This is a genomic window from uncultured Rothia sp. (genome assembly GCF_937976295.1).
In the GTDB taxonomy this organism is placed as follows: Bacteria; Actinomycetota; Actinomycetes; order Actinomycetales; family Micrococcaceae; genus Rothia.
This window is the reverse complement of record NZ_CALJRY010000088.1, coordinates 1-25185: the sequence shown is the minus strand read 5'-3', so window position 1 is coordinate 25185 and position 25185 is coordinate 1. Positions and strand designations below refer to the sequence as shown.

Sequence of the window (25185 nt, the reverse complement as noted above, 5' to 3'; positions counted from 1 at the left end):
AAGTGCTCCGCCGTGCTCGCAAGGTCGCGGGCGATAAACCGGTCATTATCGTGACCGAGGCTGACGGGGAGCTTCGCGCCCGCTTCTTCAACGTAGGTGTATAAATACATGAGGGGCTTGATAAAAAATTTATTTTATCAAGCCCCTAGACTGTAAATATATTTCCAGCTCTTATTAGGAATTTAACTTATATCCACCTGGGCGACTAATTACACTAACGACATGATTGTTTGTGCCATTGAATGTAATACGGAAACAAGATCGGCAATATTGATTGCTATGGTTACCCCATTCAACGTGAGGCTTAATTACATAGAAATTTGTTATAGATAGGTGAAACTTATCTATCTGAATCGCGTCAATACTAACTGGAGCGTAGAAGTTAACTTGATGCAGGTGTAGTGTGTCAATTTTTCCAATATTATAGAATTTGATTTTTGTAGAATTGACAAAATCGACACTTTCGGCATCATTGGAGTTATGTAGAGCTTTTCCTTCAATGAGGAAGTCGACATGCTCAAAACATATGCTGCTGATCTCTTCTGCGGTAATGTAGAGCCCGTTATGGATGGTTGCCCCGACAATTTTAATGTTTTTAATTTTTTCATATCTAGCATTTTTATAAGATGTTCCAAGCGTAACGAATCCCTTTATTTCGCAAGATTCCAAGTGTATGCTTTCTGCGGTGTCCGTTCTGTATGTACTAACTTTATCCTCCGGAATAAATTGTAAGCTCCCATTAACGGTGTGATTGTATATCTTGAAATCTGCATTTTCGCAATTTTTAATAACAATTCCGCCAGGTATTTCTGTTTTCTTGAGATTATCTTTATTGTTACTACCAATTTGTATAGTGGGTGATATAACGGAAGTGAAAAGTATGTCGTGAGGCATGGAGTCACCTTCAATTGTAATGGGTAGGCGCCCATTTTCGACTGCGCTTAGTCCGCCAACATCCAGTTTTCCTCCATTTGTAAATGTATTATCTTTAAGATTTATTTCTTCTACTATAGAGTACGATCCTCCGTGAATATTTAAATCTCCACCGAAGGTGCAATTGGACAGAGATATGGGATCATGGGTCAAATAATCATTTTCACCAATCTTTGAATGAGCTAATTTGAGATTAAGGCCTTTTTGGAACGTGCATCCATTCAGGTTTATATTGCCTGCAGATTTAATTTTTTCTAGGGAGATATTCTCTGAGAAAAAGGCTCCACGCAGGTCAATATCGAGAGACTCCCAATCGTGATTAGTTTTGTTGGCGTCGATGAGTCGTTTGTTGATTTGTTTTGCAATGGTGTTGCAAGTGTCATTTTCATACTTTTTAGAATTCTTAGATGCCCCTGCATTTCGAGCATAAAGACAGACTTTATTCAGAAGGTCCTGTGCTTCCGTTTGATTTTTTATGTCTCCAGTATTTTTATATTCTTCTAAGTAGGAATCTATTGTTTTAAATATCTCCTCTACTGCATTCTCTGCTACCGCCGAATTCTTTGAGTACATATTATTAATGTTTGTCCTTAAATTCGACAGGTTATTCTGTTTGTTATAGCTATTATTCCTGTCCTCTTGAGCTTTGACTTCTTCTTTTTTGAGTTTGTTATGCTTTCTTTTTTCGAACCAGCTTCCGAGCTGGGCCAGTGACTTCAGGGGGTCACCAGGGATTGTATTAGGCATTTTGTTACCTTTCTGTGAGTGGATTGGATGAAAATTATTATATTGAAATAATTGTGTATTTTATTTATTGTGACACATGTCTAGTATAGCCGATGTGAGGTGCGCGATGCTTTAAATGAGAACTTTTTCTGCCCTGTATTTTGTATAGCGAGGCATGCATGGGTGAATTAGTGCGGTACATGATATGTAAGAAGGGACCCGGTGGACTATCACATAAGATAGCCCGCCGGGTCCCTTCTTTATTACCTTATGCGCTCAGCGCCTATTAGCGGGTGGTGCGTTCCAGCAGCTGCAGCACGTTCTGGTAGGTGTGGCCGGTCGCCTCCGTCATACCCTGCTCACAGGTACGGTTAGCCGAAATGTATGCGGCGAACTCCTTCTGCTCGCTCAGCTCCGCAGCCTCAGCCTCCGTAGCGCTCGCAGTCAGCTCCGGGTGCAGCATACCGCGGTCACCCGCATAACCACAGCAACCCCAGTGCTTCGGCACGTACACGTCGTCACTCATCGCGTTCGCAATCTTCTCAAACGCAGGTTGAGTGCCCAGGTGAGTCATCGAACAGGTCGGGTGCAGTGCAATCGACGGCAGGGGAGCAGACACAGTCAGCTTGTCTAGCATGTTATCTGCGGCGAACTGCACCGCGTCGTACATGCGCAGACGCGAGAAGTCCGGCTCGCCCGGCTTCAAACCGTTCACGATCTTGTGCTCAAGAGCCTCAATAACCTTCTTGCGCATCACCTCAAGACCCTCAGTACAGGACGAAGCGTCACACACCACCGGCAGGCGGCCACCATCAGTAGCCTCCCACAGGGACTTCAGCACACGGTCGCTCATGATCGAGTAGCCGTCGGTGAAGCCCTTCGACTTCCACGGGGTAGCACAGCACATCTCACCAATATTGTCCGGGATGCGGTACTTCACGCCCGCACGCTCACACAGGCGAATGAACGCCTGGGTTGCGTTGACCGGGTCGTGCTTGCCGTCGCCGTCCACGCCGCCGAACATGGAGTTCACGCAGGCGGGGAAGAACACGATCTCAGCGGTTGCGTCCTTGTGCGGCTTACGTGCCGGGCCGCCAACCGGCAGGTCCTTCTTGTAGGACGGAACCATGTCGTCGCCCATGACCTTGCGGGCAATGTCGGTGGTGCCGTGCACCACGGGGAACGGCAGGTTCTTAGCCACGGTCAGGGCCTTGCCGGCAACCTTGTCCATGATGCCCCACTGCTGCGCGGCAACCTTCCAGCCGGCGGCGGCGACCTTGTCCTGGTTCTCAGAACGCAGGCGGCGAATCAGGTCACCGGTGTTAATGTTCACGGGGCAGCGGGTCTGGCACATGCCGTCCACGGCGCAGGTCTCAATGCCGTAGTACTCGTACTCCTTGCGCAGGCGCTCGGCGAGCTCGTGGTCGCCGTTCAACTCGGCGGCGGCAATCTCACGGCGCAGCACAATACGCTTACGCGGGGTCAGGGTCAGGTTGCGGGAGGGGCAGACCGGCTCGCAGTAGCCGCACTCCACGCAGCGGTCGACTTCTTCCTCGACGGTTTCGGCGACCTTCAGGTCGGTCACGTAGTCGGTGTCCGGCTCGGCGAGCAGAACGCCGGGGTTCATGAAGCCCTTCGGGTCAATGAGGCGCTTGATCTGGCGCATCACGTCGAAGAGTTCGTCACCGAACTGGCGGCTCACAAACGGCGCCATGATGCGGCCGGTACCGTGCTCAGCCTTCAGCGAGCCTTCGTTACCGAGAATCAGCTGAACCATTTCTTCGGTGAAGTCGCGGTAGCGGTCCAGCTGCTTCGGGTCGCGGAACTGCTCGTTCAGCATGAAGTGGATGTTGCCGTCCTTCGCGTGACCGAAAATCACGGAGTCCTTATAGCCGTGCGAGGTGAACAGCTCGGTCAGGTCGCTACAGGTGTTACCCAGAACCTCAACGGGCACGACCACGTCTTCAAGCAGGGCGTTCGTGCCGGAGGGGCGGTTACCCGCAACGGTGGTGTACAGGCCGCGGCGTGCCGCCCACAGCGCGTTACGCTCAGACAGCTTGCTGGTCATCGACACCGGCGAAGCCACCGGCAGGCTCTTAAACATGGGTGCCGCAGCGGCGGCAAGGTCGTTCAGCTCCTGCTCGGAGTTGCCCTGGAACTCAACCAGCAGGGCGGCGTGGTCCTTCACGTCGATGGCGGCGAGCGCCTCCGCAGCCTGGCCGGTACGCTGAGCCACACGAATACTGGTGGCGTCCATCAGCTCCACGGTTGCGAGCTTGTTGGCGACCAATTCGGGTACGGAGCGTGCCGCGTCAATGAGGTTGTCGAACACGAGCAGGCCGGTGGAAATGTTCTTCAGAATCGGCAGGGTGCGGTAGGTTGCCGAAGCAACAAAACCGAGGGTACCTTCTGAACCAATCAGCAGGTGCTGCAGAATGTCCACGGGGGTTTCAAAGTCGACCAGGGAGTTCAGGCCGTAACCCATGGTGTTCTTCATGGAGTACTGCTGGCGAATCTTCGCCATAGACTCCGGGTTCTCGGTGACGCGCTTACGCAGGCGCAGCAGACCCTCGTGAAGTTCGGGTTCGAGGGAGCGCAGCTTCTGGTCGGCGTCCGGCTCGGCGGTATCAATGATGGTGCCGCTGGGCAGCACGAACACCATGGAGTCGAGGGTGTTGTACGTGTTGTACTTGGTGCCCGAAGACATGCCGGAGGAGTTGTTCGCGACCACGCCGCCGATGGTGCAGGCGGACCAGGATGCCGGGTCGGGGCCGAGCTTGTAGCCGTAGGGTGCCAGGTAGTTGTTGACCATCATGATGGTCGCGCCGGGCTGCACACGCACCTTCTTGCCGTCTTCAAGGACCTCGATCTTCTTGAAGTGGCGGCGGGTGTCGACCATCAGGCCGTCGCCGCTTGCCTGGCCGGAGAGGGAGGTGCCGCCGGAGCGGAAGGTCAGGGGCAGGCCGAGTTCGCCTGCGGCGCGGAAGATGTTGGCGACGTCTTCGGCGGAGTCGGGGCGGATGAGGCCGGCGGGTACGAGCAGGTAGTGGGATGCGTCGTGGGAGATTGCCAGACGCTCCAGCTCGGAGACGCTGGATTCGACGGCTTCTGCGCGTGCGTCGGAGAGCAGGCGCTTGAGGGTGTCCTCGTAGGGGGAATTGAGGGCTTCGGACGTGTTTGACACAACGGTGGTCATGATTGAGCTTCCTTACTGGTGAAGGGTGTGGATGCTGTCCTTAATCCAGTATGTGCTCTTGAACACCGTCTTTTCCGCTTAGCTATGGCTAAGCTTGGCGACTACTTGTCACCATAAGGGGAGCGGGTTATACGCCGGGTGGTGATGTGGTTTCCCTGTGTATTTATTGGTATCCCGTGGGTTTTGTGCATGCGCCTGAAGGAGACAGCTACCCTGCCCGCAGACCGATGTGGAATTTTTTAGGCTTACCCACTAACTGCTGTAACAATCCAGCAAACAACCCAAAAGAAAACGTGGGGCAGAAAGCTACATGCTTTCCACCCCACGCTTGTGTAACGATTTAGGCTTCGTCGAAGAAGTCCTCATCAATCCTCTTGACGGTGTAGGTCTGTTCCACCTGTACGCCGATACCGTACTTCACCATGAGACGGGCCAGCTGGTCACCATCTACCAGAACCACTGAGGTGCTACCGCTGAGTTTCTTCGCGAACTCCCGCGCGTCGGTGGTGAAAGAGCTCGAGGTGATGAATACGCCTTGCGTACCTTCTGCATGTACCGCACCGACAAATTCTTGGATAGCCGGTCGGCCTACGGTGTTCTTCTCACCGTATCGCTTGGCCTGAACGTAAATCTTTGACAGACCCAGTGCGTCCTGATCGATGACTCCATCGATACCGCCATCGCGAGATGCCTGGGTGACGATACCCCGCTCTTCGGCGCCTCCGTATCCCATAGCTAGCAGGATATCCACCACCAACTGTTCAAAAGCGCCGGGGGATATGGAACGTACGCGCTCCAGAATATCGTGCACGAGTGCAGACTCCAGCTGAGCGATACTCTCATCAATGAGCTCTTGGGGAGTGCTCTCGTCTACGTTTGCGGATTCGGACGTGATGGGGGTTACCTTGGGCACATCGTTTTTCGTGTCGCTTTTAGCCGGCTGAGTCGGGGTTGCTGTGGAGGAGTTCGACTTAACGCCGCGAACAATCTCCGCGACGATTTCCGAAGGGAGGCCCTGAGGGTACTGATTAGCAAGCTTCTTGCCTTCGTCCGAAATCTTCTGACGGCCGCGACCCGGCGATTCAACGGCTCCCCACTGTTTGAGGTAGGTGAGACCCCAGCTAATGCGGTCCACGTATACAAGGCGTCGACGGTTCGACATGAGTTGCTTCATCTGCTTCGGTGAGAGTGTGGAACGCGCGGCAACAGCGGTATAGATTTCCTTATTGCTACGCTCGACGCCGTCGGAAAGGTAACTCAGGATATCAGGAATAAACTCGTAGAACTTGGGAACCACGACCGGTTCGATCTCGGATGCTGACGACTGATTGGTCATCGAGATAATCTCCATTGATTGGTGGATGTATTGTCGAGTACAACTATACCCTCAGGTGGGACAGCTATTCCTGCTCGCGGTCAGCGGTAATTGTTTAGATACGGTTCGGAGGGCGCCGGAAGTGCGAGGGTGCTACAGAGGAGAGACGCTCAACCCTAGGCACGGCCGCCGAGCGCCGTAACATTCCAGCTAGCAGCACTATCAGAAGTCACCACACCACAAAACAGAGGAGAACCCGCCGAAGCACGCACCCCCAAATCCTCCACAAACACACGCCCACCCGCAGGCACACTACGCTCCTTACGATCCACACCCGCACAATACACCGTCATCTTCACACCCGAACGATTCTCCACCGCAACCGAACCGCCACCCGGGCTAGACACCATATCGTGCACAAAACCGCGGCTGCCCTGCATCTGAATCTCGCCAACCTCCGCGCTCTGACTCGTCAACGGCACACCATCAGGCGCCTCAAACCCGCCGGAAGAATCAACACCCGCCGCACGAACCGACACCGTCCACTGCGCATCATCAGCCAACTGCGACGTCGATGCCGTCACACGCGCCGCACTATACGGCACGCTCACCGCACCGGCAGGCTGAGCGGCACTAGAAGAACCGGTACTAGAAGGACTCGGCGCAGACGCGCTCACCGTATTACGAACCCACACGCCCGCACCCTCACCCGAACCGCCAGCAACCACCTCAACCGTGGCACCCGAACCGTCAGAGACCGAAACCTTCATCGTGCCCTCCGGCTCACCGCGACGCTCAAACTCCACATACGAATAGGAGGCGGGCGCCGCCGGGCCCTCAAAGACCGCCTCCTCAACAGCGCCGCGACCCGTAAACAGGCGGAAACCCTCAGAATCCTGAATCACCGGCGCCGTCGCGTGACTCGCCGCAATCGGCTCAGACGAAGCCTCCGCAGAAGCAGACGGGGAAGAATTTAGGGTCGCGCACCCGCCCAGGGCGGCAGCGAGCGCACCGGATAGGCAAAGACTCACGCCCAGCTGGCGGACAGTAGACTGACGGATGCTCGACTGGGTGACGCTTGACCGGCGGAAGTTTGGCAGGTGGAAGAAGAAAGCGGTGGTGTGCGAAGGCATGAGGCACTCCATGTGCGGGTCGGCAACGCTACGGGGCAGCTACGGGGCAGTAACACTGCGGGATAGCGCAACCGAGGTGATAGGTACACCACATATTGTGTCAGGTTAAATGCTCGCAGTGCAAAGACCGTAGTACGGAGCAAAGACTGCGGCGTAGCGTAAAGACCGCCGTACAAAGGGCGCAATGCAAAGACCATAGCACAAGGTCACAGCGCAAAGAAATAGAAACGCAAACGCAACGGCGCGGAGTATCATTCACACTATGGATAAGGCGGAACAGAACCAGGCAGAAAACACGGTAAAGAACGGCACAGCACCCAATACGTCGGCGGGGAACGCCGCTAAGGCTGGCTATACCCAGTCGGCATCGGCAGAATCCAGTGCCACCAAAACTGGTGTTGCAGCAACTGGTACCGCCAAAACTAGTGCTGAGGCAACCAACCCTGCAGAAGCGAGTCCGGCAGAGTCTACCGATCCCCGCATGGAGGCAGCACAGGTAGACGCCGTGCAGATTGATAGCGCCCGCCTAGACAGCGCCCACGCCGTCTATTCCACCGACCTGGACCCCGACGACGACTACGAAGAAGTTGTCGAAGAATACGCCACCACCGACGAGCCGGACGGCACGCACCGCGAGGAACGCCGCATCACCCGCACCACGCATCACCCGCGCGGCAAGGGCGACCAGAAAGCTGGCGCTCCGAATACAGGCGCTCCAAAAATGGGCGCTCGGAAAGCAGGCACCCAGGGCAACCCTGATGATGCCGCCGAGATAATCGATGCGGGCGAACCCGAAACGCACACCACGACCATCCGCACGGTCACCCGCACCGTCACTGACCCGCCGCGTCGCGCCCCGCGCACCCGCCTGTTCCGCACGCTCAGCAAGTACCGTGGCGAGAAGAACCTAGCGGCGTGGGAAGAACGCTCCTCCACGCCCATGTTCGTGGCGTCCGTGCTGTACCTGCTCGCGTTCGCCGCGCCCATCATGAGCACGCGCATCCAGGAACCGTACGACGGGTACCTCAACATCATTCAGATGATTCTGTGGGGCCTATTCGCCGCCGACTACTGCATTCGCCTGTACCTGGCGCCACGGCGACTCTACTTCATCACCCATAACCTGATGAACCTGGCGATTGTGCTGCTGCCGGCGTGGCGTATCGTTAGCTTCCTCGCCATGATTCACCTGACCACCAACCGCCAGTACAAGAGGCTCTCGGAGCTGGCGGTGAAGCTCTTCGGATACACCGCGATCTTCATCATCATGTTCGCCCTGGCGATCTATTCGGTGGAGTCTTCCGAGCCGGGCTCGATGATTCGCGACCTACCCACCGCCTACTGGTGGACGTTCACGACCCTCGCCACGGTCGGTTACGGCGACGTCTACCCGGTCACCGGCATCGGCAGGGTTATCGCCGTGGTCGTCATGCTGTACGGCGTGGGTATGGTCGCGGTTGCGACCGGTGCGCTCGCCAGCTGGATTATCGAAAAAATCGGTGGCAGGGAGGAGCAGGAGTACCCCGCAACCAAGGCTGACGTGGACGATCTTCGCCAGGAAATTTCTGAGTTGCGTGCCCTGCTGGCTCGTGAGTATGCGCGCCGCGAAGCCCACGATTACACGCTGCGTGAGGTCGTGGATGAAGACGGTGTGCACCCGGTTCCTTCGGAGGCGGAGGCGGCACGCCGCGCCGGTTTCAGCTCCGCCGGTTTTGGTGCCGCTGAGCCCGTCTCGGCTGCACCCTCGACTGCTGCTCCGGGCACCGCGCGGGCTGGTGAACCCACCGATTCCTCGGCCTCTCATGAGGTTGTGGTGCGCGAGCAGGAGCCGGTCGCCCTGCTGGAGGAGACCCGCCAGACGTTCACGATTATTCGTGAGAAGTTCGCGTTGCGCTCTCGCAAATAGGTGTTGGGTTCAGCTGTTGACTGTAGTGTGTCGACTGTAGCGAAATTGTGGGTTTGCCGGTGGCGCTGTAGAAATTCGGTAGAAATTCTGGAATTTTCGCCAGATGCCATGTTGTGGCTTGTCGAGGCAAAATTAGCCTGTTCAGAGTGCAAATTGGGGTTCTCGGCTGTGAGTAACCCCTCAACTTAAGGTCTAATGTGACCAAACTATCTTTTAAAAATAACCGCCACTAGTGAAACTCCTAGCCAGAGCCTATAAACTATCTACCGTGCCAATTATCGAGCACCCTGTAGCCTCAAAACGCTACGGGGTGTCGTCGTATGCCCACCTCACTCACGGGCAGGCACCACTCAACTCACAAACTCACTCAAACACACACTCTGTTAGGACACGTTCGTGGCTTCTAAGTCCACTCTGAGCGCGCTCGCACTCCTTAGCGCGCTCACCCTTTCCGCGTGCGCATCCGCACCGAATAACGCCTCCGCAAGTGCGGTTGTTGACCAGGCAGCTTTTGCAACCGCCGAGCCTAGCGCCGTTCCTGCCCCCGGCGACGACAGCACCGGAATTAAGGCGGCGGCTGGCGCCTCGCAGGACCCGTCGATTCACCCGACCGCAACCCAGCCCACTGAGACCCCCGCACCGGATAACACGAGTGGCCAGGAACCTGCCGCAGCCGCCATGACCGCTGCGCCTTCCTCGGCAGCCATTGCGCGCTCGCAGAAAATCATGGACGGCACCTGGGTTCAGCAGGACGCTGCGGGCCTCGAGAACTACATGGACGCCGTCATTCACGACGGCGTTATCGAGGTGACCTACCACCTGAACCACGAAGAGCTGGCGACCCCCTTCTGGGTTGGTACCTTCGAGGCGAAGCCCGGAAACTTCACCCATGTTTCCCGCGTGGATCGTGCGAAGCTGGCCCGCGCACCCTACGCCTCCGATAAGGAAACCAAGGAATTCACCGTGCAGGATGGCGTGCTGAGCTTCCCCATGACCTATGAGGGCGCCACCCGCATCATTCACCTGGAAAAGCAGCACAGCTAGGCGCACCGCCGGGGGAGCCATCTCATGTATGCCCGCATGGCGGATGGGGCGTTCCCGTTGCCGCGTGTGGGCTATAGAATGGGACTATGAGCGAGAACACGACCCCCGAGCATGGCACCGCAGCCTCGGTGCAGGATTCCTTCGAGCTGCCCGGCGCACCGGACCAGTTCCAGCGCCTGTGGACCCCTCACCGCACCGCCTACGTGAGCGGTGGCCAGAAGGACTACACCGAGAAGACCTGCCCCTTCTGCACTGCGCCCAGCCGCAGTGATGAGGAGTCGCTGATTGTGCACCGCGGCGAGCATGCCTTCGTGATTCTCAACCTCTATCCCTACAACCCCGGCCACCTGCTCATCTGCCCGTACCGTCACATCCCGTTCTACGATGATGCGACCGAGGCGGAAACCATGGAGATTGCACAGCTGACCCAGCTCGCCATGAAGGTTCTACGTGAGGTGTCGCATAATGACGGCTTCAACATTGGCATGAATCAGGGCAAGGTGGGCGGCGCGGGCATTGCTGATCACCTGCACCAGCACATTCTGCCGCGCTGGAGTGGGGATACGAACTTCCTGCCGATTATCGCTCACACTAAGACCATGTCTCGCACGCTGGATGATATGCGTGCGGCTATTGCGGAGGGGTTTGCTCGCCTCAGCTAGATAGCCCGGCTAATCGGTTGGATAGTCCGGTTGGGAGGCTTGGTGAGTTTGAAATCTGCGCTCATTGCTTTAATTTGCAAACTAGTGCAGAAAAAATTTGCTTCATAAATGCGTAGATTAGGCGTTTAACGCTCATTTGAATGCTGTTACGTCTGCTATGTATGGCAAAGTTTTAACTGCAGCGTCGCTGCGGGGAAGCTTCCGGCTTCTATAAACACCGCATAGCTCACCGAAAAATAGCGGTCACCGATCGCTTTCGGGCTTGGCAGGGTAAGCGCCCTGCCTCAACCACAGAGGTCAGCGCCTCAACTGAGAACCCACCCCGTCGTGCGTGAACGCACGGCAACACTGCGGGGGTGCGGATCAGCGTGAAGGCTGCTGGCCTCTTTTTGCGCCCCGAGGATGCGCGGCGGGAATGAGCGGAGCGTCTGGGATACCTCTCGCCAGCCGCGCCGTGAACCCGCCAGCACTGGATGCGCCAGACCCGCTAGAGTGGAATGCTATGGACTACCCCAACCTGCTTGAGACTGCTTTCGACGAGTTCACTGCTGTGCCTGCCGCCGGTGCCGATGTTGCCAGCGCCGCCGGTGCCTCCGGTGATTCTGCGGGCGCGCCGCGGCTGCTCATCTGGAGGCAGATCCGCTGGTCCAATCGCCGCCCGCTCATTGAGGTGGAACCGGTCGTACCTGTAACCGGTGGAGCCATTGGCGGGGCCGCTGAAGGAGCTCAGCACCGGGCATCTCAAGCAGCGGGGGAGAGCGCCCCTATCCAGGAAAGCAGCCCCGCGCAGCTTGGCGTTCCGAGCGGGGTGCGCATCCAGATTCCGCTGACCCCCGGCGCCTACCTGGGGTTGCGTATTCCGCGCGATAGCGAGGGGGAACTCTACCGCTACTGCGCCGGCTACACCACCGGCACGAGCAATGACGCCGCCCCCAAATCTGCCCCCAAATCTGCCTCCGAATCAGCCCCCAAATCTGCCTCCGAATCCAGGCGAACCTCCGCTGGAATTCGCCGCGTACCCTGCCCCGAGGGAACCCGCATCCAGCGTGGCCAGCAGTGCCCGCGCTGCACCGCCCGCGACGAATTCACCGCCCTGCACAGCGCGCACCTGTACCCCGGAACGCTCACTGAATCCATGCGTGCCTACGCCATGCTGGAGCATCGCCTCTACATCGCGACCTTCCCGGACGGCACGCACAAGGTCGGCACCAGCTCACTGCATTCGACCCCGTGCCGCCTGGACGAGCAGGCGGTCGCCACCGCCACCTACATTGCGCTCGCACCCGACGGCCTGGCGATTCGCCGCGCCGAGGATGCCGTGACCGCCCTCGCGAAGATTCCGCAGGTCAAGCAGGTGGCGAGCAAGTACCGCGCCTGGACGAACCCGCTGCCCGGTGCGCAGCTTCGTGTTGCCCATCAGGAGGCGGTCGCCCGCGCCCGCGAAGCGCTCGCCGAGCTGGCGCGCACCGAGCCGGAGGTGCCGCTCACCGCCCTGGATGAGCCGTGGATTCCGTCGCTTGCAATGACCCGCCCGTATGCGGCGTTGCGCGCGCAGTCGCCGGAACCCCTAGCGCCCTGTGATTCCGGTACCGAGAGCGGGGCAGCTGGTTTCTTCTGCACGGGTGCGGCGGGTCAGTTTTTGAGCGCCCACACCGGCGATGCTGACGCGGCGTTCCTGGTGAATACTGCCGCGTGGCGGAATGTGCTGGTGGAGCCTGCGCAGGAGTTCACGCGGGTGCGGGTGCAGGGCTCGCTGTTCTAATGCCCCGCATCAAAACCTCGGTAACCCCGCCGCACAGCACACCCCGGTGCCATACCCCCACCCCTTCCGGCGTGAGCGAACGGGTCCGGCGGACCATTCAGCCGTTGGCATGCGTGTACTAAAATGGTAAGCATGTCCAAACCCCTCATTCGTCTCCTCGGCCAGGGCGTACGCGCCGCGACTAAGCTTCGCGGCGGCGGCTCCGCCTTCCCCGGCCTTGTCATGGAAAAATTGCACCCCGACTTCGTCGCTGAAGAGCTCGCGAAGCTGCCCTACGGCGTGGTTGTTGTCTCCGGCACGAACGGTAAGACCACCACCACGAAGATGGCTGTGCAGCTGCTTGAAGCTCAGGGTCTGAAGGTTTTCACTAACCGCACCGGTTCGAACTTTGTGCGCGGTGTTGCCGCGGCACTGCTGGGCGAGATGACTCTCGGCGGCAAGCTTGACGCTGATATTGCTGTGCTTGAGCTGGACGAGGCGCACGCCGTTCACTTCGTCAAGGCAGTCAAGCCCGACTATGCTCTGCTGCTGAACGTTCTGCGTGACCAGCTGGACCGCTTCGGTGAGATTGACACGACCCGCCGCATGCTGGCGACCGTCGCCGCCGCAACGACCGGCACCGTGGTGCTCAACCGTGAGGATCCGCGCATCCGTTCCCTCGCTGAGAACGTGCAGCCGGGCGTGACCGTCAAGTACTACGGCCTGGATGAGTCCCTGCGCTCGTACTTCCCCTCGGATGATGAGATGCGCGGCGGCACCGTCGCGAAGGCGACCCTGCCCGATGCAGACGTCACCCTGACCGCGTTCTCCGGCACCTCCGCAACCTTCGACCTGGCGGGTGTGGAGCGAGTCGGCGAGATTAACCTCTACGGCATTTACAACATCTTCAACGCGGCTGGCGCTATGGCGCTGACCCGCGCCGTCATGGGCGATAAGCTCAACGAAGATAAGCTCATTGCGGAGCTGGCGAAGATTACCCCCGCCTTCGGTCGCGGTGAGACCCTGAACGTGAACGGCCGCCCGCTGCAGCTGCTGCTGGTGAAGAACCCGAGCGGTTTCCGCCTGTCCCTGGCGAGCGCGAACGCTGACGACTACGCCACCATGATTACGATTAATGACCAGTACGCTGACGGTCGTGACGTGTCCTGGCTGTGGGATGTTGACTTCGACAGCTTGAAGAAGACCGGTGTGCAGATGGTTTCGGGTGTGCGCGCCTGGGATATGGCGCTGCGCCTGGAGCATGACGGCGTGAAGGTTGACGAGGTCAACGAGAACCTCGCCGATGCGCTCAAGGGCTTCATCGCCTCCAGCGGTAACGCGCCCATGCGTATTTTCTGCACCTACACCGCAATGCTGGCTCTGCGTGAAGAGCTCGCAAAGATCACTGACGTTGAGAGGGTCTCCTAATGACGGCAACTCACACTTTTGAGGGCACCCCCGCTCCCGGCCCCAATAACGGTAAGACTCTGCGTATTCTGCAGCTGTACCCGCTCGACATGAACATTTACGGCGACTGGGGTAACACCTTGGCGCTGGCTCGTCGCGCGCAGGCACACGGCTTTGACGTGCAGATTCTGGACCACAACCCCGGTCAGCCCTTCCCGGAGGATGTTGACATTATTCTGGGTGGCGGCGGCCAGGATTCCGGTCAGTCTGTGATTCAGGACGACCTGCACGCGAACGGTGACAAGCTGCGCTCGCTGGCTGAGGACGGCGTGCCGATGCTCGTCATTTGTGGCCTGTACCAGCTGTTCGGCAAGGAATTCCGCACCCGTGAGGGTGAGGTGCTCAAGGGCATCGGCATTTTTGATGCGCACACGGTCGGCGGCGATGACCGCCTGATCGGCAACATTGTTGAGGAGTCTGAGGAGTTCGGCACCGTGATTGGTTTTGAGAACCACTCGGGCCTGACCTACCTGGGTTCCGGTTGCGTCCCGCTGGCTACCGTCACCAAGGGTGACGGCAACAACGTGACCGATGCGTACGAGGGTGCGCGCGTGCACAACGTAATTGGCACCTACCTGCACGGTTCGCTGCTGCCGAAGAACCCGAAGATTTCGGATTACCTGATTGAGCAGGCGGCTAAGCGTAAGTTTGGCGAGTTCACGCCGAACACGATTGACGACTCGCTAGTGGAGAAGGCGCGAGCTTCGGCTGCGTCTCGCCCTCGCTAGCACCCTATTCCGGGCGGTGGCGTGCACTTTCTGAGGTGGTGTGCGCCTCCGCTACGGTATAGTTATGTGAGTACAGTACGGTGCGTGGGACGTTTCGCCGTGTCCGCACAGAGGTTTTGACTAAGGGAGATACGAATGTCCGGTCACTCTAAATGGGCGACTACTAAGCACAAGAAGGCTGCTATCGACGCTAAGCGCGCGAAGGCTTTCGCGAAGTTCATTAAGGCAATTGAAGTTGCAGCACGTATGGGCGGCGCTGATATTGCTGGTAACCCCGCTCTTGACCTGGCTGTGTCGAAGGCGAAGAAGAACTCCGTTCCTAACGACAACATTGACCGCGCAATCAAGCGTGGCGCTGGCCTGACCGGTGAGACCATTGACTACACCGAAATCATGTACGAAGCACGCGGCCCGCAGGGTACCGCTCTGTACATTGAGTGTCTGACCGATAACCGTAACCGTGCAGCGTCTGAGGTTCGCCTGGCTGTGACCCGTAACGGCGGCACCATGGCTGACCAGGGTTCGGTTGCGTTCCTGTTCGAGCGTAAGGGCGTTGCTGAGGTCACCAAGACTGACGGCCTGACCGAGGACGACGTTCTGATGGCTGTCCTGGATGCAGGCGCCGAAGAGGTTCTGGACGAGGGCGATATCTTCACCGTTGTTTCCGCAGCGACCGACCTGCCCGAGATCCGTAAGGCACTGGACGAGGCTGGCCTGGAGTACAACAACGATGACCCGGTCTTCCGCCCGACCATGCAGGTTGACCTGGACGCTGATGGTGCTAAGAAGTTCCTGAAGCTGGCAGACGCTATTGAAGAGCTCGACGACGTTCAGAACGTCTACTCGAACGCTAACGTTTCTGCTGAGGTTATGGCAGAGCTGGAAGCTGAGTAATCACTCGGATTCTGATATCTGATGCTTGAAGAAGCCGCTCCTTTAACCGAGCCGCCGTGGTGGCTGGTTGGGGGAGTGGCTTCTTAGCGTCTTGGGGCTGTATTGCCTGCGATACCGCATCTTGGGGATGCGCTGGGTACTTTTCGCGGGGCGCGCGGTGACTGTTCACGCGGTGACCGTTCTCGTGGCGTGCCCCGGTGCCGGGTGCTAGGATTCTGAAGGGCTAGAATCTAGAGATTCTCTAGGGAGTTTGTCGAAAGGGGAGATGATGGCTGCCGCTCAACCTGCCGCACGCGATAGCATGCGTGAGAACCGCGCCGCCACCGCCGTGGAGCGTGTGCCGGGTTCAACCCGCATCATGGGCGTTGACCCGGGTCTGACCCGCTGCGGTTTCTCCATGCTCGACATGACCGCCGACCGTAAGGCGCACTTCGTGAACGTGGGCGTTGCCGGCACAATCCCGGCGGAGTCCCTGGACCAGCGTATTCTCTGGATTTTCAACGCCGCCTCCCACTGGCTGGACACCTATAAGCCGGATGCCCTGGCGATTGAGCGTATCTTCGCTCAGGAGCAGGTGAACACGGTGATTGGTACGGCGCACGCTTCGGGCGCGGTGATTTCTGCGGCGGCGATGCGCGGCGTGCCGGTGTTCTTCCATACCCCCTCGGAGGTGAAGGCGGCGGTGACCGGTAGCGGCCGCGCCGATAAGGCGTCCGTGGGTCGTATGGTGACCCGTATTCTGGGGCTGGATTCCATGCCAAAACCCGCCGATGCTGCCGATGCCCTGGCGATTGCGATCTGTCACGGCTGGCGTGGCGGCGACATCGGTTCGGGCATTAACATGGCCGCCCAGACGCAGACTCACCAGGGTTCACGCCCGGCGCAGACTCGCCGTGGTGGGTCGTTGACTCCGGCGCAGCGTGCCTGGATGGAGGCGGAGGCGCGCGCTCGCCGCTAGAGGTGCCTTTGTGGGCCTTTGCGCCCCTCCTGCTGGTTCGCATGTATTCGCTAAGAAGTTCGAATATATGCTTGATTTCAGAAGAAATATTCTAATATACTTGTAGTGTCTCCCCGTCGAACTGGGGGAGTGTGTTCTGTGGGTGCCGGAGTGCCCGGTGCCCTCACACTGCCGCGAGCCTCAATCCGGGGGCGCGGTGTTGAAAGGTGGAGAGAAATGATTGCATCCCTGACCGGTCGTGTGGCTCAGGTGGGCCTTGATCATGCGGTGATTAACGTGAACGGTTTCGGCATGCTCGTGTACGCTACTGCGCGTACTCTCTCCAAGCTGCGCACCGGTGAGGAAGCTACCGTGCTGACCACCATGATTGTGCGTGAAGAGTCGATGACTCTCTACGGTTTTTCGGAGCCTGCCGAGCGTGAAGTGTTCGATATGATGCTTTCGGTTTCCGGTATTGGTCCGCGTATTGCTCTGGCGGTGCTGAGTGTTCACACAGCTTCTGAGGTGGAGCGTGCCGTGGCGACCGGTGACGATAAGGCGTTCACGAAGGTTCCCGGTATTGGCCCGAAGGGTGCCCGCCGTATTGTGCTGGAGCTTGCCGGCAAGCTGATTCTCAGTGATGGTCAGACCGATGAGCTGCCGCTGAGCCAGGGCATTGTCTGGAAGCCGCAGGTGCTTGATGCTCTCACCTCCTTGGGTTGGAGTGAGAAGGACGCTTCCGCCGCTATTGACGCTTATGTGCAGCACAACCCTGCCGCAGAGACCGAGCCGGTGGGTGTGGCTCTGCGCGGTGTGCTCGCCTCCTTGGGTACTCAGAACACGGTGGGCCGCCACTAAGCGGCGCGCCCTGTTCGATGTATCCCACTCAAACTTTTGTGAAAGAAGAATTCTATGAGCCAGAATCCCTATGAGCCGCAGCCCGCGGCGTCCCTGGTTTCCGGCGGGTATTTTCCCGGTCAGGTGCCCGGCACTCAGGCGTCTGCAGCTCCCGCCCAGCGCCTGGTGGCGATGGAAGAAGAGCCTGAAGAGAAGATGATTGAGGCGGCACTGCGCCCTAAGTCTCTGGATGACTTTGTGGGTCAGCGTCGTGTGCGTCAGCAGCTGTCCCTGGTGCTGGAGGCTTCGAAGATGCGTGGCCGTAGCGCCGACCATGTGCTGCTGTCGGGCCCTCCCGGTCTGGGTAAGACCACTCTCGCGATGATTATTGCGGCGGAGATGGAGGCGCCGCTACGCATTACCTCCGGCCCGGCGATTCAGCATTCGGGTGATTTGGCGGCGATTCTGTCTTCGCTGACTCCCGGTGAGGTTTTGTTCCTGGATGAGATTCACCGTATGAGCCGCCCGGCTGAGGAAATGCTCTACATGGCGATGGAAGATTTCCGTGTGGACATTGTGGTCGGTAAGGGTGCGGGCGCTACCTCCATTCCGCTGGAGCTGCCGCAGTTCACCCTGGTCGGTGCGACGACCCGTGCGGGTCTGCTGCCGGGCCCTCTGCGTGACCGCTTCGGATTTACCGGTCACCTGGAGTTCTACTCGGTGGAGGAGCTTGAGCTGGTGCTTCGCCGTAGCGCGGGCCTGATGGACATGCAGATTACCTCCGAGGGTTTCATGGAGATTGCCGGTCGTTCCCGCGGCACGCCGCGTATTGCGAACCGTCTGCTGCGCCGTGTGCGTGACTGGGCGCTGGTGAACGGCGTGGACCGCATCAATGCGCGTGATGCCGCAACCGCGCTGGATATGTACGAGGTGGATTCGCGCGGCCTGGACCGCCTGGACCGTGCCGTGCTGGAGGCGCTAATTCACAAGTTTGGCGGCGGCCCGGTGGGCCTGTCCACCCTCGCCATTGCGGTGGGTGAAGAGACGGAGACCGTGGAGACGGTTGCCGAGCCGTACCTGGTGCGTGAGGGCCTGATTGGTCGTACTCCGCGCGGTCGTGTGGCTCTGCCCGCGGCGTGGGAGCACCTCGGCTTGGAAGCGCCCGAAATTCAACTCTAGGCCCGCACCGTCTAATAACACAACAGTAGCCCGTGGGAGGTAGCAACTTCCCGCGGGATTCTCTGTACCTCCGGTAGCTTCTCTACAGACTCCATCGGGTTCTGCCGGGCTCTGCCAGGCTTTATCGGCGACATAAAATTACGCCGAGAGAGTCCAAAACTCAGGTTAACCTCACAAAAATGCTGGTTCGGTGCGCTAAAGCTCATGCTCTCGCGTAGGATGGATACGTACTGTATCTACGATTCCACACCTTCTGGTACGCTCAACCCTTGCGGTGAGCGGCACGGGTGCGGATGTGAAAGTGAGACCATGGATCTTAACTTCCTCGTCAACGTCATCATGACGATTGTCTTCTTTGCCGCAATTTTTTGGATTTTTACTTCCGCTAAGAAGAACCAGCAGAAGCAGTTGGAGGCGCTGCAGGCAATGCGACGTGCGCTCGTCCCTGGTGATCAGGTGATGACTGCTTCCGGCGTTTACGGCACCGTTGTCAGCACTGACCTTGAGAACAACAAGCTGCAGCTTCAGATTGCAGAGGGCGTTGTGATTACTGCGTCCATGAATGCGATTCTGAACCTTGTTGAGGAGGAGGCCCCCGCAGCGCCCCTGACCGAGGACGTGTACGAGGCTACCGCATCCGAAGCTCCCGCTTCCGATACCTCTTCTGATACTGCTAAGTAATTCAGAGCGTATGAGCCCGGCGCCCCGTGAGCGGCGTCGGGTTTTCGCGTTACGGAATCTGTAGAACACTCAATTCTATTCACACGAAGAAGGAACATTATGGCTAAGCGTTCACCGCTTGCAGCCGCGCGAGGGGCGCTCCTCTCGATGGTCCTGCTCATGGTTGTTATGGCTGCCGGTATTTTCGGTAGCACCTATTCGGGAGGTTCTTGGGCGCCGAAGCTCGCCCTGGACCTTTCGGGTGGTACTCAGATGATTCTTACTCCGAAGGTCAATGGCTCTTCGGACGAGAACGTCACCCAGGAGCAGTTGAACCAGGCGGTTGAGATTATTCGTCAGCGCGTTGATGGTGCCGGCGTTTCGGAGGCGGAGGTTACCACCTCTTTCGGTTCGGGTAATAACGTGGTTGTTTCGGTTCCCGGAACGATTAGTGCTGAGACTCGTCAGCTGATTCAGGCGTCTGCAAATATGACGTTCCGCCCGGTTCTTGTAGCCGGTGCCGGTACTGCGGTGGCTGAGGACGCCCGCACTGCGGACGATAAGCTGCCCAAGCCCTCCGCGGAGCCGACTGATGGTTCGGACCGTAACTGGATTACTGCGGACCTGTACAAGCAGTACGAGGCGAAGGACTGCACCGCGGCACGTAATGAGGACGCCGATAGTGCGGACCCGACTAAGCCGATGGTGGCGTGTTCCACTGACGGTCAGGAGAAGTACATTCTGGGTCCTGTGGAGCTGAGCGGTAGCGATATTTCTACCGCAAGCCATTCGCAGGAGACGAGCGGTCAGGGCGTGACTACGGGCCGTTGGGCTGTGAACATTCAGTTCAACGATGCAGCCCGTGAGAAGTTCCAGAACATTACTTCTCGCCTGAACGCGATTCGTGCACAGAACGCAAATGATCCGCGTGCCCGCTTCGCGATTCTGCTGGACGGCAAGGTGCTGTCCTCCCCGGTGTCGCAGGCTGTGATTTCTGACGGTAAGCCGCAGATTACCGGTAACTTCACCGAGCAGGAAGCGAAGGCTCTCGCCGATCAGCTCAAGTACGGTGCCCTGCCGATTAGCTTTACGATCCAGTCGGAGCAGCAGATTTCTGCGACTCTGGGTTCGGAGCAGCTGCGTGTGGGTCTGCTGACCGGTCTGATTGGTCTGCTGCTGGTGTTTGTGTACTCGCTGTTCCAGTACCGTCTGCTGGGTTTTGTGACGATTGCGTCGCTGATTGTTGCGGGCATCATCTCGTACGAGGCGATTGCGCTGCTGGGTTGGGCGTTGAACTACCGCCTGTCTCTGGCTGGTGTGGCGGGTCTGATTGTGGCGATTGGTGCTACGGCTGACTCGTTCATCGTCTACTTTGAGCGTATCCGTGATGAGATCCGTGCGGGCCGCACGATCCCGTCGGCGGTGAACCACGGTTGGAAGCGTGCATCCCGCACTATCCTGGCGTCGAAGGCTGTGAACCTGCTGGCTGCTGTGGTGCTGTATGTGGTGTCGGTTGGTTCGGTGAAGGGCTTCGCGTTCACCCTTGGTTTGACTGCGATTGCTGACCTTGTGGTCGTGTACCTGTTCACCCATCCGACGCTGACTCTGCTGGCGAATACCCGCTACTTCGGTGAGGGTCACCGCCACTCGGGCCTGTCGCCTGAGTCGCTGGGTGTGACGCCGCTGTACCGTGGTGCCGGTCGCCTCCGCAGCCCGGAGGAGAAGCAGCTGAGCATTGCTGAGCGTCGCCGTGCAGAGCGTGACGCCGCTGAGGCTGACGAGTCTGCTTCTGATGAGAAGAAGGAGAGCTAAGCATGGCTACCGATGTGAAACCTAATGCTTTTGCCCGCTTCGGTAATGACCTGCATTCGGGTGCCCGCTCGTACCCCTTCGTGGGTAAGCGCCGCCTGTGGCTGCTGCTTGCGGCTGTGCTGATGGCGGTTTCGGTTCTGATTCCGGCTGTTGGTGGCGGCTTCAACCTGGGTATTGATTTCCGTGGCGGTTCGGAGTTCGTGGTCTCGAAGACTGCGCACGTTGATACTGCTACGGGTGAGCGCGTTATTCACGAGAAGGCGAAGGACGCTTCGGATGTTCGCGTGACCAATATTGCGCCGGGTACGATTCGTGCCCAGATGAGCAAGCTCAGCGATGATGAGACTCTGCAGGTGAAGGCGGCTCTGCAGGAGGCTTACGGCGTCTCTGAGAATGACGTGACCTCCTCGTTTGTGGGTCCGACCTGGGGTGCGGATGTGACCCGTCAGGCGTTCTGGGGTCTGGTTGCGTTTGTGGTGCTTGCGCTGATTGGTATGGCGTTCTACTTCCGTACCTGGAAGATGTCGCTGGCGTCTATTGCGGGCCTGTTCTTCACCGTGGTGGTGACGGTTGGCCTGTACGCCGCGTTCGGCTTCGAGATTACTCCGAGTGCAATTATTGGTTTCTTGACGATTCTGAGCTACTCGCTGTACGACTCGGTGGTGGTGTTCGATAAGATCCGCGAGAACACCGACGGCGTGCTGGAACGCCGCGACACGACCTTTGCCGAGCAGATTAACCTGGCGGTGAACCAGACCCTGGTCCGTTCGATTAACACGGCTATTGTGGGTGTTCTGCCGGTGGGCGCGATCCTGTTCATTGGTGCGTTCATCCTGGGCGCGGGTACTCTGCAGGACCTGTCCCTGTCGCTGTTCGTGGGTATTCTGGTGGGCATGTTCGGTACGCTGTTCGTGTCTGCGCCGCTGTATGCTTCGCTGCGTTTGGGTGAGGCTCAGATTCGTGAGCACACCGCGAAGGTGGAGAGCGGCAACTTCAAGGACGCTGAGGCTGAGGATGCTGATGAGGCTGAGGGTGACTCTTCGGAGGAGCCCGCCGAGGCTGATGAGTCTGCGAAGGCTGCAAAGTCCGGCAAGGCCGCTAAGTCTAGCAAGGCAGCTAAGCCCGCGAAGGCTACGGCGGCCGAGGATGCCGAGGAGTCTGAGGATTCCGCAGAGGATGAGAAGGCGACCGAGAAGCCCGCTAAGAAGCCGGCACGTGCAACCATTGAGATTCACCGCGTGAACCTGAACGGTTAGCCTGCGTTCCGCCAGCGCTACTAGTGCTGAACGGTAGGGGAGTCGATACTGAAGAGGTGTCGGCTCCCCTTTAGCGTGCCTGCGAGTTTGTTTCTGCCGGCCTAATATTTCACTGCGCGGCATAGTTTACGCGCATATTTTGGCTCATATCCGCGCGCTGGGTAGGATAAAGATAGAGGATACTGCGCGCCCGCATCCACGCCTTTCAATGATGAGTAGATTCGGGGGTTCAGGTCATCGCTGTTACGTCCAAAGGAGCCTGAAAATGAGTGCAGAAGCCGGAATGAACGCAAACGCTGAGAGCCAGGAGCCTCAGCAGGGTAAGGCTGTTCGCGGCTCGCACCGCGTCATGGCTGCTGGCGGACGTGTGCCGAATCGCCTGGTCTTCGGTAGCCGCAGCGGCAAGATGGAGGCGCCCGATTCGCACGGCGGTACCATCCGTTTCTCCCCGATGATTGCGCCGGTCGTGCGTGCCGTGCGCCGCTACCACCCGGACGAGGACATTCAGGTGTTACAGCGCGCCTACGAGGTGGCGAACCGCTGCCACGAGGGTCAGAAGCGTAAGAGTGGCGACCCGTACATCACCCACCCGGTCGCCGTGACCGCGATTCTTGCGGAGATGGGCGCGACCGGCCCCGTGCTCGCCGCCGGCCTGCTGCACGACACCGTGGAAGACACCGACTACACGATGGAGCAGCTCACCGAAGAGTTCGGCGAGGAGGTCGCCTACCTGGTCGACGGCGTGACCAAGCTGGACAAGATGACCTACGGCGAGAACGCCTCCATTGAGACGATTCGTAAGCTCGTGCTGTCCATGAGCAAGGACATTCGCGTGCTGCTCATCAAGCTTGCCGACCGCCTGCACAACGCCCGCACCTGGCGTTTTGTGCCGCAGGCTTCTGCCGCGAAGAAGGCAGAAGAGACCCTGAAGATTTACGCGCCGCTCGCGCACCGCCTGGGCCTGAACACGATCAAGTGGGAGCTGGAGGACCTGTCCTTCGCCGCCATGAGCCCGGAAATTTACGCCGAAATGGTGCGCATGGTCGGCGAACGCACCCCCGCCCTCGAAAAGTTCCTGAACGAGGCGCGCACCAAGATTAAGGAGCGCCTGAAAGAGGTGGGCATCGACGCTACCGTGACGGGCCGCCCGAAGCACTACTACTCGATTCATCAGAAGATGAAGACCAAGGGCCGCAGCTTCGACGAGATTAATGACATCCTCGCGGTGCGCATCATGGTCGAGGAAGAGGCGGAGTGCTACACCGTGCTCGGCCACGTGCTGTCCCTGTGGCCGTCGATGACCGGCCGTTTCAAGGACTACATTAAGAACCCGAAGAACAACAACTACCAGTCGCTGCACCTGACCGTGTACGGCCCCGGTAACCTGCCGCTTGAGATTCAGATCCGCACCTACAAGATGCACGAAGAGGCTGAGTACGGCGTGGCGGCGCACTGGCGTTACAAGGCGGCATCGCGCGGCGAGAAGGTCGCGGCTCGCGGCGGTGCGCCCGCGAAGGATCCGCAGGAGCCGGGCACCCAGACCTCGGCGATGATGAACGTCGGCATCCTGCAGTCCATTGCGGAGATTTCGAACTCCAACCCGGAGTCGGAGAAGTTCTACGAGTCCCTCGCCGAGACCCTCGACACCGACGAAATCGTGGTCCTTACCCCCAACGGCGAGGCGATTGCCCTGCCCAACGGATCCACCCCCGTGGACTTCGCCTACGCCATCCACAGTGAAGTCGGCGACCGCACCGTCGGCGCGAAGGTCAACGGCCGCCTGGTGCCGCTGCACACCGTCCTGCCCACCGGCGCCACCGTGGAGATTATGACCACGAAGAACGAGGACGCCGGCCCCAGCGAGGACTGGCTGAAGTTCGTTCGCTCCTCGCGCGCTCGCACGAAGATTCGCCAGTACTTCGCGAAGGAACGCCGCATGGAGGCGCTGCTCGCCGGCCGCGAGATGCTCACCAAGAGCATGCGCAACAGTGAGCTGCCGCTGCAGAAGATGATGAGCCCGGAGATTATGACTCAGGTGGCTCAGCTGCTGCACAAGAACGATGTGGCGTCGCTGTACCGTGCGATTGGTGAGCACGAGATCGCGCCGAAGCAGGTCATCGATACTCTGATTGAGGTGCACCGCGGCGACGAGCCGGCGCCCGAGGTTGAGGTCAGCGACTTTGATGAGACGCTGCTGAAGTCGACCCGCAAGGCGATTGGCGATAACGGCGTGGTGGTGCCGGGCGCTGAGGGTGTGCTGACGAAGATTGCGCGCTGCTGCACCCCGGTCCCGCCGGATGACATTATCGGCATTGTGACCCGTTACAACGGCATTTCGGTGCACCGCCGCGACTGCCCGAACATGCGTAACGCTGATGAGGAGCCGCGCGTGACGACGGTCGAGTGGGCGTCTTCGCCGACCGCTACGTACCGTGTGCAGATTCAGGTGGAGGCGTTGGACCGTAAGGGCCTGCTGAATGACCTGATTCGCGCGATTTCTGAGTCGGGCGTGAACATTCTGGATGCGCGCGTGCACACCTCGGAGGATCGTACCGTGGTGGACCGCTTCGCCTTGGAGCTGGGTGACCGCTTCATGCTGGAGCACGTGCTGAACGTGGTCCGTAACGTGACGGGCGTGTACAAGGCGTACCGCCTGACCGGCGCGAAGCCCTCGGAAGCGTAGGCTCTTTCATACCGGTTTTTACCGCCGAGAAGCCACATGTGTTTCGAAAAGCCACTTCTTTGGTGGCTTCTCGAAA

General features: G+C 58.8%; 18 protein-coding genes. 14 read left to right on the top strand and 4 right to left on the bottom strand.

Going from position 1 to position 25185, the window contains the following annotated elements; genetic code table 11:
• Window positions 1-174: 174 nt before the first annotated feature.
• The 4 genes from Q0216_RS02400 to Q0216_RS02385 all read right to left on the bottom strand — a co-directional run bounded on the left by Q0216_RS02400 (window position 175) and on the right by Q0216_RS02385 (window position 7303).
• On the bottom strand, window positions 175-1680 hold the full coding sequence (locus tag Q0216_RS02400) for a hypothetical protein (protein WP_298592624.1): 1506 nt from the start codon (window positions 1678-1680) through the stop codon (window positions 175-177).
• 265 nt (window positions 1681-1945) lie between these two features.
• On the bottom strand, window positions 1946-4855 hold the full coding sequence (locus Q0216_RS02395) for an FAD-binding and (Fe-S)-binding domain-containing protein (protein WP_298592622.1): 2910 nt from the start codon (window positions 4853-4855) through the stop codon (window positions 1946-1948).
• A 340-nt stretch (window positions 4856-5195) separates the two neighbouring features.
• Entirely contained in the window at window positions 5196-6191 is a 996-nt protein-coding gene (locus tag Q0216_RS02390; RefSeq protein ID WP_298592620.1) for a restriction endonuclease, read from the bottom strand.
• Window positions 6192-6346: 155 nt separating this feature from the next.
• Window positions 6347-7303, bottom strand: coding sequence for a hypothetical protein (locus tag Q0216_RS02385; protein ID WP_298592618.1), 957 nt, complete (start codon window positions 7301-7303; stop codon window positions 6347-6349).
• Between the two features lie 262 nt (window positions 7304-7565).
• On the opposite strand from Q0216_RS02385, the gene Q0216_RS02380 reads away from it, so the two are divergent.
• The 14 genes from Q0216_RS02380 (at window position 7566) to Q0216_RS02315 (ending at window position 25109) form a co-directional block, all read left to right on the top strand.
• Window positions 7566-9209 carry an ion channel gene (locus tag Q0216_RS02380; protein ID WP_298592616.1) on the top strand — a complete coding sequence of 548 codons (1644 nt, stop codon included), beginning with the start codon at window positions 7566-7568 and terminating at the stop codon, window positions 9207-9209.
• Between the two features lie 396 nt (window positions 9210-9605).
• Window positions 9606-10253, top strand: a complete 648-nt coding sequence (locus tag Q0216_RS02375) for an aspartate ammonia-lyase (RefSeq protein ID WP_298592614.1) — start codon at window positions 9606-9608, stop codon at window positions 10251-10253.
• 86 nt (window positions 10254-10339) lie between these two features.
• Window positions 10340-10915 (top strand): HIT domain-containing protein, encoded by a 576-nt coding sequence (locus Q0216_RS02370; protein WP_298592612.1) that lies wholly within the window; start codon window positions 10340-10342, stop codon window positions 10913-10915.
• Between the two features lie 502 nt (window positions 10916-11417).
• Window positions 11418-12677, top strand: a complete 1260-nt coding sequence (locus Q0216_RS02365; RefSeq protein WP_298592610.1) for a hypothetical protein — start codon at window positions 11418-11420, stop codon at window positions 12675-12677.
• Between the two features lie 123 nt (window positions 12678-12800).
• Window positions 12801-14084: a Mur ligase family protein gene (locus Q0216_RS02360; protein WP_298592609.1), complete on the top strand. Its 1284-nt coding sequence runs from the start codon at window positions 12801-12803 to the stop codon at window positions 14082-14084.
• The gene (locus Q0216_RS02355) at window positions 14084-14851 is read left to right on the top strand and encodes a type 1 glutamine amidotransferase (protein ID WP_298592608.1); all 768 of its coding nucleotides are present in this window, start codon (window positions 14084-14086) and stop codon (window positions 14849-14851) included. Before Q0216_RS02360 ends, Q0216_RS02355 begins: the two co-directional genes overlap by 1 nt.
• A 135-nt stretch (window positions 14852-14986) precedes the next feature.
• Entirely contained in the window at window positions 14987-15745 is a 759-nt protein-coding gene (locus tag Q0216_RS02350; RefSeq protein ID WP_298592606.1) for a YebC/PmpR family DNA-binding transcriptional regulator, read from the top strand.
• A 301-nt stretch (window positions 15746-16046) separates the two neighbouring features.
• Window positions 16047-16703, top strand: coding sequence for a crossover junction endodeoxyribonuclease RuvC (gene ruvC / locus Q0216_RS02345; protein WP_298592628.1), 657 nt, complete (start codon window positions 16047-16049; stop codon window positions 16701-16703).
• 216 nt (window positions 16704-16919) lie between these two features.
• Entirely contained in the window at window positions 16920-17540 is a 621-nt protein-coding gene (gene ruvA / locus Q0216_RS02340) for a Holliday junction branch migration protein RuvA (protein WP_294641869.1), read from the top strand.
• Between the two features lie 171 nt (window positions 17541-17711).
• Window positions 17712-18698, top strand: a complete 987-nt coding sequence (gene ruvB / locus Q0216_RS02335; protein ID WP_298592626.1) for a Holliday junction branch migration DNA helicase RuvB — start codon at window positions 17712-17714, stop codon at window positions 18696-18698.
• A 309-nt stretch (window positions 18699-19007) separates the two neighbouring features.
• On the top strand, window positions 19008-19379 hold the full coding sequence (gene yajC, locus Q0216_RS02330) for a preprotein translocase subunit YajC (protein WP_298592603.1): 372 nt from the start codon (window positions 19008-19010) through the stop codon (window positions 19377-19379).
• Between the two features lie 99 nt (window positions 19380-19478).
• A complete protein-coding gene (secD, locus tag Q0216_RS02325) occupies window positions 19479-21170 on the top strand; it encodes a protein translocase subunit SecD (protein WP_298592601.1) in 1692 nt (563 codons plus the stop codon).
• Between the two features lie 2 nt (window positions 21171-21172).
• Window positions 21173-22426: a protein translocase subunit SecF gene (gene secF / locus Q0216_RS02320; RefSeq protein ID WP_366139805.1), complete on the top strand. Its 1254-nt coding sequence runs from the start codon at window positions 21173-21175 to the stop codon at window positions 22424-22426.
• 265 nt (window positions 22427-22691) lie between these two features.
• Window positions 22692-25109: a bifunctional (p)ppGpp synthetase/guanosine-3',5'-bis(diphosphate) 3'-pyrophosphohydrolase gene (locus tag Q0216_RS02315; RefSeq protein WP_298592599.1), complete on the top strand. Its 2418-nt coding sequence runs from the start codon at window positions 22692-22694 to the stop codon at window positions 25107-25109.
• Window positions 25110-25185: the final 76 nt, after the last annotated feature.

What these genes read in the sequence shown, in the direction of transcription:
- Q0216_RS02400 (WP_298592624.1), bottom strand. Translation starts at nt 1,680, where the DNA reads ATGCCTAATACAATCCCTGGTGACCCCCTGAAGTCACTGGCCCAGCTC.
- Q0216_RS02395 (WP_298592622.1), bottom strand. Translation starts at nt 4,855, where the DNA reads ATGACCACCGTTGTGTCAAACACGTCCGAAGCCCTCAATTCCCCCTAC.
- Q0216_RS02390 (WP_298592620.1), bottom strand. Translation starts at nt 6,191, where the DNA reads ATGACCAATCAGTCGTCAGCATCCGAGATCGAACCGGTCGTGGTTCCC.
- Q0216_RS02385 (WP_298592618.1), bottom strand. Translation starts at nt 7,303, where the DNA reads ATGCCTTCGCACACCACCGCTTTCTTCTTCCACCTGCCAAACTTCCGC.
- Q0216_RS02380 (WP_298592616.1), top strand. Translation starts at nt 7,566, where the DNA reads ATGGATAAGGCGGAACAGAACCAGGCAGAAAACACGGTAAAGAACGGC.
- Q0216_RS02370 (WP_298592612.1), top strand. Translation starts at nt 10,340, where the DNA reads ATGAGCGAGAACACGACCCCCGAGCATGGCACCGCAGCCTCGGTGCAG.
- Q0216_RS02365 (WP_298592610.1), top strand. Translation starts at nt 11,418, where the DNA reads ATGGACTACCCCAACCTGCTTGAGACTGCTTTCGACGAGTTCACTGCT.
- Q0216_RS02360 (WP_298592609.1), top strand. Translation starts at nt 12,801, where the DNA reads ATGGTAAGCATGTCCAAACCCCTCATTCGTCTCCTCGGCCAGGGCGTA.
- Q0216_RS02355 (WP_298592608.1), top strand. Translation starts at nt 14,084, where the DNA reads ATGACGGCAACTCACACTTTTGAGGGCACCCCCGCTCCCGGCCCCAAT.
- Q0216_RS02350 (WP_298592606.1), top strand. Translation starts at nt 14,987, where the DNA reads ATGTCCGGTCACTCTAAATGGGCGACTACTAAGCACAAGAAGGCTGCT.
- ruvC (WP_298592628.1), top strand. Translation starts at nt 16,047, where the DNA reads ATGCGTGAGAACCGCGCCGCCACCGCCGTGGAGCGTGTGCCGGGTTCA.
- ruvA (WP_294641869.1), top strand. Translation starts at nt 16,920, where the DNA reads ATGATTGCATCCCTGACCGGTCGTGTGGCTCAGGTGGGCCTTGATCAT.
- ruvB (WP_298592626.1), top strand. Translation starts at nt 17,712, where the DNA reads ATGGAAGAAGAGCCTGAAGAGAAGATGATTGAGGCGGCACTGCGCCCT.
- yajC (WP_298592603.1), top strand. Translation starts at nt 19,008, where the DNA reads ATGGATCTTAACTTCCTCGTCAACGTCATCATGACGATTGTCTTCTTT.
- secD (WP_298592601.1), top strand. Translation starts at nt 19,479, where the DNA reads ATGGCTAAGCGTTCACCGCTTGCAGCCGCGCGAGGGGCGCTCCTCTCG.
- secF (WP_366139805.1), top strand. Translation starts at nt 21,173, where the DNA reads ATGGCTACCGATGTGAAACCTAATGCTTTTGCCCGCTTCGGTAATGAC.
- Q0216_RS02315 (WP_298592599.1), top strand. Translation starts at nt 22,692, where the DNA reads ATGAGTGCAGAAGCCGGAATGAACGCAAACGCTGAGAGCCAGGAGCCT.